This is a genomic window from Carboxylicivirga linearis (assembly GCF_018271995.1).
GTDB classification, from domain to species: domain Bacteria; phylum Bacteroidota; class Bacteroidia; order Bacteroidales; family Marinilabiliaceae; genus Carboxylicivirga; species Carboxylicivirga linearis.
In genome coordinates, this window is the sequence record NZ_JAGUCO010000041.1 from 1 (window position 1) to 12082 (window position 12082).

Sequence of the window (12082 nt, forward strand, 5' to 3'; positions counted from 1 at the left end):
TTTTTTATTTTTCAATTCATGTGATAATTTTATTGTAAAGAAATTTCACATGTTTACTGTCTACGTATTATTTTCTCCAAATTTCAATAAAATATATATTGGATTTACCTCTAATCTCAACAAACGCTTATTATCTCATAATGAAAAAGCAACCAAAGGATGGTCTATCAAATATAGACCTTGGAAATTAATTTACAAGGAAGAATCTATTGAGAAGTCGGATGCGATGCGAAGAGAGAAAGAACTTAAATCCCATCGCGGAAGGGACTTTATCTAGCAAATTATTCATCAAAAAGAATAGGGCTCATATCCGGCAGCTGCCGGACGTCCGTTCGAGTCGGGCCTCCACTACTACAAGCCTTGAAGATTTTTCTTCAAGGCTTTTTTATTTTACTACAATCACTTCTTAACTCTAGATTAAAGTTCATAGAATTAACACCTCTATTAAAAATAACAATTTATTTTCTTGCTAAAATGAAATAATCTCTTCTACTTTGTATTTCAAAGTTCTTTTTAATACCATTCACTATGAAATCAAAATTAAGTTCCATCCAGTTAATAGGCATATTCCTATTCATTGCTTCAATCTCTATTTATTATTTAACTTCATTAGCATCTAACAATGATGCTCCTGTCTTTTTCATCAACTATATCATAGCTGCTTTTTACTTTCTGCTTTCATTTGGAGATCTAAGAAAAGGTTCGAAAGTATATAAAATAAAAATTCCCAGATTAAACTGGCATATATTACTCTCTATCCTAACAGTGAGTTGTTTTACATTAAATAAAACCATTGAAATATTTACAAGTATTCCATTGTGGCTTGAAATTCTACTATTCATCGGCCTATGTTCTTATATGATAATTGGAAGTCACATTGCAATGCCAAAGTTTGCCAGCTATACATTCTCATTCTTTAGCGGCATTTCAATAACTATATTCCTCTATTATTCCATTATTCTAATCCCGTTTACTCCTTTTGCTATTATTGGACTATTTCTTCTTGGCTTGAGCATTCACTTTTTGATTCCTTACTTCCTCTTGGCAACAACAATTGTTACCTGGCAAAAAAAATTTATTAATGCATATGTTAAGCCAGCCTTATTTGGAGTTTTGTTTGCCTTACTTTTCACAATCACTTACGTTTCCATTTACTCCTATCATCAGAAAAAAATTGAATCATCCATCATCAACATTGTTCTAAACGAAAGTGAAGAAATACCTGACTGGATAAGCTATGCACAGAATTGCCAATCAGAATATTGGACCAAAAGAATTATTGGTCACGAATTATTATACGATGTGATTAAAAATTCTTGGTGGAGCCTTGGATTTAACACAGGATCATTTTCAGAATTAAAAGTTCATGATCCATTGGTTTCAATTGCAGCTGCTTTCAACAAAACAATTTCATTAAGCAGAAAGGAACGAATAAAAATAATCAACTCCACAACAGACTCCAGACATTACTCATACGAAAAACTATGGTCAGGTAAAGACTTACAGCAAAGCAAGAAACTAACAGATATTAGAATATATCCTGAATACAGAATTGCCTATACAGAACTTAATATCTGGACAACCAACAATAACAAATGGATAAACAATCGACAAGAAGCCTTATATACTTTTCAATTACCCGAAGGTGCCGTTGCTACATCCTTATCACTATGGATAAATGGTAAAGAAGAAAAATCAAGGTTAACAACCCGAAAAAAAGCTGCTAATGCATACAAAACAATTGTAGGTGTAGAATTAAGAGATCCTGTTGTTTTACATTGGCAGGAAGGAAACAGATTAACTGCCACCATCTTCCCTTGCACTCCAAAAGAAGATAGAAGATTAAAAATTGGATTTACTATTCCACTTAAAAAAATTGATGACCAAATATTTTTTGAGAACATCAGACTTAAAGGCCCCGACAGAAAATTTATGAGTGAAACTATTCATCTCAAAATAGTGGGGAAATCAAACAATCTTGAACTTCCTTCTTTTTTCAAACAGGAAAATACTAACCAATATATTTTTAACGGCAGCAAAAGAAATGATTGGAAGCTAAGCATGTCAGCACCCTTTTTATCAGACAATAGCTTTAGCTTTAATAACAAATTATTTAAGATGGTTCCATTGCAATTTCAATCAAGTTTAAAACCTCAGTCAATATATCTCGACATAAATAAGTCGTGGAGTAAAAGCACCATTAACACTATCATTAACAAAGCGAATAACATACCCATTTTTGTGTATGATAATGAAATGCTTCAATTAACAAATGAAAATAAAGACCATATTATCGATAGGCTGTTGAAAAATAGTTTTTCAATTTTCCCTGTTCATAAAGTTACTCATTCCAATGCATTGTTAATTACAGAAGGAGATATCCACTCTCCTGTTCCTTCCGAACTAAAAGGCTCTACTTTTAACAAAGCATTAACAAATCATATTGGACAAACGGAAAATAAATTAAAAACGATTGTTATTGATGGAGAAAAATCAGCTTATATAAGCACACTAGAGCAATACAAAGCTTTGAGTTGTCAAAATGTATCAGAAAAAACCATTAAAGAGCAATCCTTTGACAAATGGTTTAAAGAATACAACATAGAAGATAATGCTGTAACACTGTCTATGTCAGAAGTACAAATAATTCCTGTTGATAAATCAGAAGAAGATAATACAAAAAACGAAGCTCCGTCTCATCTTATGCGATTATATAATTATCATTCAATACTTCAACAGGCAGGTCATCTCTTTCTTCAGGAAGACACCGAAATACCTGAAAAAATTTATGACTTGTGTCAGGAAGCCTATATTGTCTCTCCGATTTCAAGCCTTATCGTTTTAGAAACCATTGAAGATTATAAACGATTTAATATTGAGAAGAATAAAAACAGTTTACAAAATGCAACATTAAAAGATTCCGGAGCTGTACCTGAACCTGAAGAGTGGGCATTGATTCTAACATTGGTAGTAATTATAACCATATCATATCTGAAATTTAGAAAATAAACCTTTTGCCAGAATGATAAAAAGCACAATAGTAAAATCACTCATTACCGAGCAAAAACATCTAATTACGCTGCTCTTAATTATTTCCGTATCCATTCCTGTTATTCAGAATTTTGGAGGATTACGATTTGAGCAACTTTTGTTTCTGTTGGTACTGCCGTTTACAACGCAAACCAATGAAGATCTGAAAGGGCCTGCTATTTTTATTGCTGGAGCCATTCTATTCTTCTTCATTTATTATTTAACACATATTTATACCAGCTTTTATTTGGCGATATGTTTTTCTGTTTTTTCAGTTATATATTATTTAGGATTCTATCCAACTAAACTTTCGGTTCTTTTAGCAGTAATTACAGCTCCTGTTGTGAAGTATTTATTAAGCATCTTCAGTTTCCCGATCAGACTAAAAATTACTGAATTTGCCGGAGGCTTGTTAAATTTCATATACAATGATATTGAAATATCGGGGAACTCTATATATAAGTACGGTAACGGATTTACTGTAGCCGAAGAATGTTTGGGGCTGAACATGATTATTACCAGCTTAGTATTTTCAGTCTTCACATTAGCTCTGTTTTCAAAAAAGTATAAACAAAAGCCGGGCATTTCATTAATTGCAATTATTTTGATACTAACCTTGTTTCTTGTGGTAATTTCAAACCTATCAAGAATTGTTTTGACGGTGATATTTGAGGTTTACCCTGGTACTATTTTTCATGATTTAATCGGTATTATAAGTATTGTAACCAATAGTTTTATTCCAATTATAATAATCACTTTTTCTCTAAGAGGTTTATATATTAATAATCGTAAAAACACCCCATATTATTCAAAATACAATCCAATTTTATATTTACTTCCTTTATTATCAATAGGTAGCAACTTTGTATATGCTAACAGCTTGCAATCTTCTATTAAAACCTCTGAAATTAATATAGAAGGATTCAAGAAATCATTGAGTAAAGATGGTGTTTTAAAGTTTGAAAACGGAGATCATCTAATCTACATCAAGCCACCCTCTTTTACACTCGGTTCAGACCATAGTCCTTTTATCTGTTGGAAGGGATCTGGATATAAAATTAAAAACGAATCATATATAAATATCGACAACCATGATGCACTCTCTTTTGAATTAATTAAAAACAACGATCATTTATACTCGGTATGGTGGTACAGCAACGGAGAAACAAACACAATTAGTCAATTTAACTGGAGATTAGCAACAATAAAGGGAGAAGCTCCTTTTTATCTGATAAATATTACAGGAACATCAAAAGAATCTGTACTTAAAGCATCTAAAGATTTTTTAAGTAAAAGAATTATAGATTTATCACACCAACATATCTAGATTTGAACATATATTATTTAATCTTGTTATCATTAACAACATCTAAAATACAACACAATGAAAAGATTAATAACTTTAGTAGTAATCCTATCAGCGATTACAGTTTCAAATATAAATGGTCAAAAAATGGATAAATATTATTTCAGCAAAACGTTAAACTTGCCTTTTGAAGAAGCAAGTGACAAGATAAAAGCCGCTTTGGCAGAACAACAATTTGGTATTGTTACAGAAGTGGATATGCACAAAAAGTTTATTGAGAAAGGCATCGATGCCAATGCTAAACCATACCGGTTATTAGGCGCTTGTAATCCTAAATTAGCCTACGACACTGTGTTAGCTGAAGAAAACATTGGTCTATTCCTTCCTTGCAAGGTTCTGGTTAAATACATTGATGAGAACACTACAGAAATTGTAATGATAGATCCTACAGTAGTTATGGGCACATTGGGCAATCCCGAATTAATTCCGGCGGCTGAAAAAGTTACAAAAAGCTTTAAAGCCGCTTTAGATAAAATTTAATTTCAGATTACACTAACCAATTTGAATAGAGCACTCTAAAAAGGTGCTCTTTTTTAATTCCACAAATACCATTCAGCTTTCATTCCCACATAAGTACCCCATCTTTTTTCACCCATATAATCAAGGTAAGGCGAATACTGATTCTTCATCGCTGCATCGTTATATCTGGCCAACGACATTACAAACCTTAAATGCGGACGCGCCCAGTAATCTTTATACCCGGTTGGTACTATAGTAGGAACTAAACTCACCTTAAACATCGAGTTAACATCATCAACACCATCTTTTCGTTGAGAGTAATGCGCCTCTGCCATTAATTGTACAATATTTGACAAGTAATAAACGTTTCGCATTCCTATGGTAAAATCAATTTTACGATTATAAACCTCTTTGCCTCTGTAGGTAATTGCCATTCCATTAGTATTGGCACCTCCTTTTGAATAAGTAAAAACAGAATAGGCATTTAAAGTATAATTCGATGATAAGTTAAGCAACACCTCATCAACCATAGCCAGCGAATAAGCACCTGCATAATTTTTATCATCCCTGTTGGGAGCTCCATAGGTTAACCAGGTGCGCGATAATCCTCCATCGCCCCCATTAGCCAGTCGGTTGCCATATCGAATGGCCAGCTGATTATAACTTCCTTCACTAAAATTTGTAAGCTGGCTAGCCAACCTTGCCCCCAAAACAAAACCAAAATCGTATGGATAATCCACGATTACTTCCTCATCATCTGAAACTTCCAAGGTATGAGCTTCTCCCATACTATGATATTCTGCTAACAATGTGAGTTGATTATTAGGATTAATATCAATATCATGCTCATAAGCAAGAACCAAACGCTGTCTCAATCCAATTTGCGGTGTACCTGTTTCAATATTTAAATAAAAATATGGAGGCACGGTAGCTGAGGTATCACTGGAAGCTATAAACAAAGCACAAAACCGTGACTTTTTATATTCCACTCCAAATCCTTGTCCTGAATGATCATTAAAATAAAAATGATCGGCAATATGTACATCTGCCCCTCTATATAAGCGAGAACCAATCCAAATATTCACACCTGAATTACCGATATTAGTACCTTCAGCATAAATTTCAGGAATACCGAATGTAAGACCACCTAAACTGGATGACGTTGAATTACCCAGTAATGATAAACTTCTTGAGAAAGCCGCTATCCGAAACTGAACATTTACCTGACTCGAATCATATTCTGGGTTGGTATTGAAATGCAGGGTGGGTACCAGCTCCATATAATCCTGTTCTTCCAACCTTCCTCCAACACTCCCCATATTATTCAGGTTCAACCGACGCCCAACAGATGCTCCGTTTTCAAAGGACCAGTCTGCACCAACTCGTCCATAAGAACCTAATGAAAAATTTTTATTCGAAACATTTTGATACATGATTTGGGCTTCAGCATTACACACCCAAAGAATCATAGCAATTAGGCAGACTTTATTCATTTGTCATTACGGTTAAGTTATAACCATAAAGATACATTAAGATTTACATTTAACTAGTACTCCGGCTGCGTTATCACTTTCCAGTCATCCGTTCGAAAAGGAATTGCAGGTAGTTCCTCTGAATTAATAAGGTTACAAACCGGGTTGTTACCCCAGGCATATCTTACCGCAACAGGATGGCTTACCTGTTTGGAGCTTACAACCACCTCATCGCCTTCAATAACAGCATCTGCCCAATAAAACTTTTGATCCTCACCAGCTATTGCAAAACCTTTTATCGCCCCTTCATCTTTTACTTTTAAACCATCAGCCAAATTTGAAAATGCAATATGAATCTTATTTCCACGAACTGAATAATCCTTAAATACAGGACCCGAAGCAACTAGTTTTTTTCCATATACATTTTTAGCTACTACATTAGCAAGGCGTTCCCCAACTACTGTTTTATTTGTTGGATGAATATTATCTGCAATACCACAATCAATAATACATGTCATATAGGTATTGGGCAGTTTTAAAGTCAAGGCTTGAGATTCCCGTAACACGGCCCACTTTCCATCTGTTGGCTCATCATCAACCTTCATATAGTTGGGTAACTGAACCAAGGCAAAAGGTAAATTACCTTGCTGCCACTGTATACGCCAATCATTTATCATTAGTGGAAGCATTTCTCTATAACGATATGCCTCCCCCTCGTTATGTTCGCCCTGATACCATATAAATCCTTTCAATCCATATGGCTGTAACGGATGCACCATGGCATTATGAATGTAGTATGCATACGTTTGATAGTATTGTACTTTGGGAATTTTATCTTCCAGATCCTTTTTATATTTCCAGTTTCCTTCCAGGCTTAATTTTGTTTTCCCGTTCGTCAGATAGATTTCATCACCAGGCCCGTTTAATCCTCCACCACCCCAAAGAGCAGCAATTCGAATAGCTAACACATTCTCACCCTTTTTCACCAAAGAAGAAGGAATCGTATATAAGTGCTTCAGATTTGCATTCCACTGATTTTTACAAATCTCCTTTCCATTAAAGTACAATGAGTAATTCATCTCAGGGTGTCCCAGATTGATGGTTAAATCCTTTCCGGCATAAGGCTTTTTTAAATCAATGGTTTTACGTAGCCAAATCATTCCCTCATAAAAATCAGCTTCCCAATCTTTAATCACCCCAGGAATAGAAACAAGTTGCCATTCTGAATCATCATAATTCGGATCGGAAGCAATTGAATCCATACCATTCTTTGGATTATAAACAATATCCCAAAAGGTATTTAAATCAAGGGTATCTTTTTGAAAATGAAAATACGTAATGGTATCATTCTTTTTAACCAGCTTGCGCCCAAACTCATTGCTTTTCAACATCTCTTTACTTGTCCAGGCTTCAACAGGAGTTCCTCCCCATGTACTTTGAATTATTCCAACAGGTACATTTATATCCGCTTGAATATTTTTTGCGAAGTAATAAGCCACGGCTGAAAAACCTCTTACACTGCTTGAATCACACACCTCCCATTGTGTTTCTTCCGTATTATAAAGAGGATCTAAACTAACTGCATGAGGAATCTGACACAAGCGAATCTTCTTATTTAAAGCATTAGGTATTTCTGCCTTGGCTCCATCAGATTGCTGAACCTGCCACTCCATGTTTGACTGACCTGAAGCAAACCAAACGTCTCCTATCATAACATCTTTAAAAACAATAGCCTGATTCTTATCTTCATTTGAGATTCTCAGTTCATAAGGTCCGCCGGCTTTCATTGCAGGGAAATAAACCTTCCACTCACCATCTGTATCGGCTTCAGTTTGTACTAAAAACCCATTCAAGTCAAGCGTAACAGTTTCGCCACTGTTAGCAGTTCCCCATATAGGAATAGGTTTATTGCGTTGCAAAACCATATGATCACTGAAAACATAAGGCAAAGTTATTTGAGCGTGCATGGTAAATGCGAACACAAAGACAAACAAAGATAGAAGTAGCTTTTTCACATCAATGGGATTTTATAAATGATAATAGGATCAAATTTAACAGAAATGAAGCAGATAGGAATTTCCTTACACCAAAACATTCATTAAGGGATACCTAAACATCATTCATCATAAACCTGAAATACTATCACTTACCCTAATTTCGTAAAAACTAGACGAAACAAAAAGCACAGAAATTAATAACAAAAAAGGCATCAGTATTTTACCGATGCCTCTCTATCAAGTTAATTTGTTCTTTTTAGAATTTATATTGTAAGGTAGCTCCTATTCGTGCATAAGAGCCATCCATTACGGTAAATCTAATTTCAGGTGCTAAATTTAAATTATCAGATAATGCGTAGTTTCCACCTATACCAAGATTTAAACCTACATCACTACCAGATTGATCAGGCACAGTAAATCCCATTACATCCATTCCTTCAACCTTCCAAAAGGTTATTCCTAACCCAGCTAATCCATACAAATTAAAGCTCTCATTCACATCGTAAAACACATAATGCGCATCAAAATCCAATACATTATATGATACATAGTCTTTCTTGAATATATGTGTGAAGCCAACAGCTCCCTCCCATTCATTTGTAAAAGAATACACACCATTAAAAGCTATACCAATATTATTAATATCAGTAGCATAAACCAAACCGGCACCGGCACGTAATTTTGAGCTGTCAAAAGATTGAGCGTATAATCCTGATGTCAGAATTAGAGTAGTTAATACAAGAATAATTTTTTTCATGTTCTATTATTTGAATATTAATTAGAGGTACAAAAATAAAGAAATAAACAGAATCTTAATTAACAATATTATAATATTCACACAAAACCCACCAAACACCAAATTATGCAAAGTAGAGAAAAACAAATAACCCTGTTCTTTGTCATACCTTTTTGTTACAAACTAATGTAAATTTGCTGATAGGCTCATATAAAAATCATATCACCATGAAAAAAATACTATTTATTTATCTCCTCACCCTATTTACAACATTAGCTTCGGCAAACAATAAAGTGGAGTGCTTGCAGTGGAAAGTATCAAATATTACACAATTATCTAAACCGGCTTTTTCTGAATTTAATTCTGTTGACAATAAACCTTTTAAACTTGCCAGCTTACTTTCAGGTGCCCAATCTGTAAAATCGTTAAACACCAATCAATGGAGCCCATTAACTATTAATGAAGATAGCGTTATTACCGGCATTACAAATGAAACCCAGTTGATATGGCTAGAAGGGTTTGTAACTTCAAATCAATATGCAAAAGTAGATTTCTCATTTTTTGCCAATGGTTTATTTGAAATCTATCTGGATGGTGAAAAGGTAAAAACACAATCAAAGACATCGGAAAAAGAAATCAATACTGAATTAACGCTTTATACAGGCAAACATCAAATACTCGTAAAACTGCTAAGCACTGAAGAAGATCTGAAAATAGCTGCAAGCCTTACAGTAAAAGATGACACCGATATTGCATTAAATTGGACCACCAATAGTACTAGAGAAATTACCATTCATGATGTTATAGAGGGTAAATATATTCAAAGTGCCCGCATCTCTCCTTCCGGCAAGTACATACTAATATCGGAAGGTGAAGTTTTGGAAGAATCGGGCAAAAGAGAAAGAAGCATGCAGGTATTTGACATCTCTAAAAACAGAACTCTATATTCTTATCCTGGCAACAGTTTAACAGCAGCAAAATGGCTTCCCAAGAGTGATAAAATATCATACACAGTAAAAAAAGATAAACTAGCCGATCTTTACGTATTGGATGTAACTACCGGTGAGGAATTACTTTTAGCTAAAGGAATAGATGATTTAGGCAGTATAAATTGGTCGCCCAACGAAGACTATGTTATTTTCAGCCGCTCTAAAAAAGCTGATAAGGTTGGTCATCATAAACGTATTTTTGGTAACGACGATCGCTTACCTTACTTCCGCACACGTAGTTTTTTATATAAGCTCGATTTAAGCAATGGCGTTATTCAGCCTCTTACAACCGGATTTTTATCTACCAGCTTACATGATATTAAACCAGATGGTTCCAAAATATTGTTTTCAACCAGTAGCATGGATTACACGGTTGTACCTTTCTCGAAACAAACCTTGTTTGAGATGAATCTGGAGACGCTTGAACTAGATACTATATGGAAAGATAAAACATATGGCGGAAGCTGTGATTACTCACCTGACGGCAAAAAGCTTTTGGTTAGCGGTTCACCTGAGACCTTTGGCGATTTAGGCGTTGATGTTCAAAATGATCATTTACCTAACTCTTACGACAGGCAATTGTACATTTTTGATTTGCAAACAAAGGAAGCTGAAGCAATTACCAAAACATTTGATCCTTCTGTAGGCTCTGCTTTTTGGAAGACTGATAATGAAATTTACCTGACAGCAAGTGATAAAGATCTGGTAAAGCTTTTTAAATACAATATTAAAAGCCAATCGTTTACTCCTTACTCACTACCTGTTGAAGTGGTAAGCAGAATTGACTTTGCTAAAAACGGACCTATGGCCGTATACAACGGAACCAGTATCTCAACACCTGAAAAGCTTTTTACCATCAACCTAAAAAAAGGTGAATCAAAACCAATTATTTTCCCCAAAGAAGAAACATTCAATCATATAGCTTTTGGAGAAACAGAGCGATGGGATTTTGAAAATAAAAACGGAACTAATATTACCGGTACGGTTTATTACCCAAAAGATTATGATGCCTCGAAAAAATACCCGGTAATTGTTTATTACTATGGCGGAACCTCACCTACATCACGCAGTTTTGGCGGACGTTACCCTAAAAATATTTGGGCAGCTAATGGTTATATGGTATACGTATTACAACCTAGTGGAGCAACCGGATTCGGCCAGAGCTTTTCAGCCTTACATGTAAATGGGTGGGGAACCGATGCGATTGATGATATTATTGATGGAACTAAAAAATTCCTTGCTGCTCATCCTACTGCCGACGCCAATAATGTTGGATGTATTGGGGCTTCGTATGGTGGATTTACAACGATGATGCTGCAAACACGTACCAACATTTTTAAAACCGCCATTTCTCATGCCGGCATCAGTGATATAAGCAGTTACTGGGGCGAAGGATATTGGGGTTACTCATACAGTGCCGGAGCCACCAAAAATAGTTATCCATGGAATCGTCGTGATATTTATGTTGATAACAGTCCGTTGTTTAATGCTGATAAATTCAACAATTCTATTTTACTGCTTCACGGAACGGCTGACACAAATGTTCCGGTTGGAGAAAGTTTGCAATATTATGCTGCATTGAAAATTTTGGATAAAGAAGTTGAAATGGTGCTAATTGAAGGCGAAGATCACCACATTTTGGATTACGACAAACGTATTCAGTGGCACAACACCATTATTTCGTGGTTTGACAAAATGCTTAAAGATCAACCAGCACAATGGAACGAACTATATCCCGATAAGAATTTGTAGTTTTAAATAAGGTCAAAAATGCGAAGGCTGGTTTTTCGGAACCGGCCTTTTTTATGGTATCATACCTATCTATCAACGCTAAACACAATGTCCAATGACATCAAGCATAAACTTAACAGGAATAAATACTAGCATATATCTTATACTATGTTCTTCTATTGCACATCGTGTAATACTCATAATTATGGCTCTGTATGGTTTATAGTGGGTAATCATTAAAATGGGGCTTTGCCCCAATCCCCACTTCATTTTCTTGCCTTGATACAAGAAAACAGAAGCAA

The 12082-nt window shown here is 34.9% G+C and carries 9 protein-coding genes; 5 read left to right on the forward strand and 4 right to left on the reverse strand.

The annotated features are described in order from the left end of the window. From KEM10_RS22765 to KEM10_RS22780, 4 genes are all read left to right on the forward strand, one after another. Positions 1-277: GIY-YIG nuclease family protein (locus KEM10_RS22765; protein ID WP_212220309.1), on the forward strand; the 277-nt coding region annotated here is incomplete at its 5' end. Positions 278-528: 251 nt separating this feature from the next. Continuing rightward, complete coding sequence (locus KEM10_RS22770; protein ID WP_212220312.1) at positions 529-3009, forward strand: XrtN system VIT domain-containing protein; 2481 nt, start codon at positions 529-531, stop codon at positions 3007-3009. A gap of 13 nt (positions 3010-3022) precedes the next feature. Then, positions 3023-4357, forward strand: a complete 1335-nt coding sequence (gene xrtN / locus KEM10_RS22775; protein WP_212220315.1) for an exosortase N — start codon at positions 3023-3025, stop codon at positions 4355-4357. Between the two features lie 57 nt (positions 4358-4414). Then, complete coding sequence (locus KEM10_RS22780; RefSeq protein WP_212220317.1) at positions 4415-4876, forward strand: DUF302 domain-containing protein; 462 nt, start codon at positions 4415-4417, stop codon at positions 4874-4876. Between the two features lie 53 nt (positions 4877-4929). Here the strand turns inward: KEM10_RS22780 and KEM10_RS22785 are convergent, their stop codons facing one another. From KEM10_RS22785 to KEM10_RS22795, 3 genes are all read right to left on the reverse strand, one after another. Continuing rightward, entirely contained in the window at positions 4930-6348 is a 1419-nt protein-coding gene (locus KEM10_RS22785) for a carbohydrate porin (protein ID WP_212220320.1), read from the reverse strand. 53 nt (positions 6349-6401) lie between these two features. Beyond that, the gene (locus KEM10_RS22790; RefSeq protein ID WP_212220323.1) at positions 6402-8342 is read right to left on the reverse strand and encodes a sialate O-acetylesterase; all 1941 of its coding nucleotides are present in this window, start codon (positions 8340-8342) and stop codon (positions 6402-6404) included. A 238-nt stretch (positions 8343-8580) separates the two neighbouring features. After that, positions 8581-9081 (reverse strand): outer membrane protein, encoded by a 501-nt coding sequence (locus tag KEM10_RS22795; RefSeq protein ID WP_212220326.1) that lies wholly within the window; start codon positions 9079-9081, stop codon positions 8581-8583. Between the two features lie 206 nt (positions 9082-9287). Here KEM10_RS22795 and KEM10_RS22800 point away from each other — a divergent pair, with 206 nt between their 5' ends. Further along, a complete protein-coding gene (locus KEM10_RS22800) occupies positions 9288-11801 on the forward strand; it encodes a S9 family peptidase (RefSeq protein ID WP_212220329.1) in 2514 nt (837 codons plus the stop codon). Positions 11802-11879: 78 nt separating this feature from the next. On the opposite strand, the gene KEM10_RS22805 is transcribed toward KEM10_RS22800, so the two are convergent. Further along, on the reverse strand, positions 11880-12082 hold a 203-nt coding region (locus tag KEM10_RS22805; protein WP_212220332.1), incomplete at its 5' end, for a hypothetical protein.

Bases quoted from the DNA above. Each gene is read 5' to 3' on its own strand.
- KEM10_RS22770 (WP_212220312.1), top strand. From the start codon at position 529: ATGAAATCAAAATTAAGTTCCATCCAGTTAATAGGCATATTCCTATTC.
- xrtN (WP_212220315.1), top strand. From the start codon at position 3,023: ATGATAAAAAGCACAATAGTAAAATCACTCATTACCGAGCAAAAACAT.
- KEM10_RS22780 (WP_212220317.1), top strand. From the start codon at position 4,415: ATGAAAAGATTAATAACTTTAGTAGTAATCCTATCAGCGATTACAGTT.
- KEM10_RS22785 (WP_212220320.1), bottom strand. From the start codon at position 6,348: ATGAATAAAGTCTGCCTAATTGCTATGATTCTTTGGGTGTGTAATGCT.
- KEM10_RS22795 (WP_212220326.1), bottom strand. From the start codon at position 9,081: ATGAAAAAAATTATTCTTGTATTAACTACTCTAATTCTGACATCAGGA.
- KEM10_RS22800 (WP_212220329.1), top strand. From the start codon at position 9,288: ATGAAAAAAATACTATTTATTTATCTCCTCACCCTATTTACAACATTA.